Annotated in this window: 2 protein-coding genes; both read left to right on the top strand. The window is 43.8% G+C overall.

Annotated features, from left to right (window positions below):
* Positions 1-105: winged helix-turn-helix domain-containing protein (locus tag ACTQ34_RS18145; protein WP_441364914.1), on the top strand; the 105-nt coding region annotated here is incomplete at its 5' end.
* The coding region (locus tag ACTQ34_RS18140; protein ID WP_441364991.1) for a HAMP domain-containing protein at positions 93-512 on the top strand (420 nt) is incomplete at its 3' end. The genes ACTQ34_RS18145 and ACTQ34_RS18140, both read left to right, overlap by 13 nt.

Raw genomic sequence — 512 nt, 5'->3', positions numbered from 1 at the left:
ACTGTCATGGAACATATCAGGAAAATCCGGGCGAAGCTGGCTGCTTGTACGCTTCACAGTTATATTGATACAGTTTGGGGGTGTGGTTATCGGTGGAACGTCTGAAAAATACGGAATTAAAGAAAACTTTTCTCGTCCTATCTGCTTCCTGTGTTTTGGTGGCTCTCCTGATGTTAGGCTTAGTCTTTATGATATGCAATTCAATCAGCAGCAACTTTCCCTCCGGTGGAATAGAAATTTTAGCAGACGGTTCAATCGTTAAAATGGAAACCCCCACAGAGACCCAGCAAAATATATTGTCCATACTTGGAATCATTCAAATTGTGTCCTGCATTGTTCTCCCTATGGGCGGGCTGGCTCTATCCGGCATATTATATTATCATATCAAATTGAAACAGCCGATCTCCACGCTACGGAATGGGATTTCACGGATTCGGAACCATGACCTTGACTTTTCTATGCCTGTCCATTCTGATGATGAATTGGGGCAGCTCTGCACCGCCTTTGATACT

The organism is Agathobaculum sp. LCP25S3_E8 (assembly GCF_052117165.1).
Classification (GTDB): domain Bacteria; phylum Bacillota; class Clostridia; order Oscillospirales; family Butyricicoccaceae; genus Agathobaculum.
Note: the sequence above shows the minus strand (reverse complement) of the source record. Positions and strands in the feature narration are given on the sequence as shown.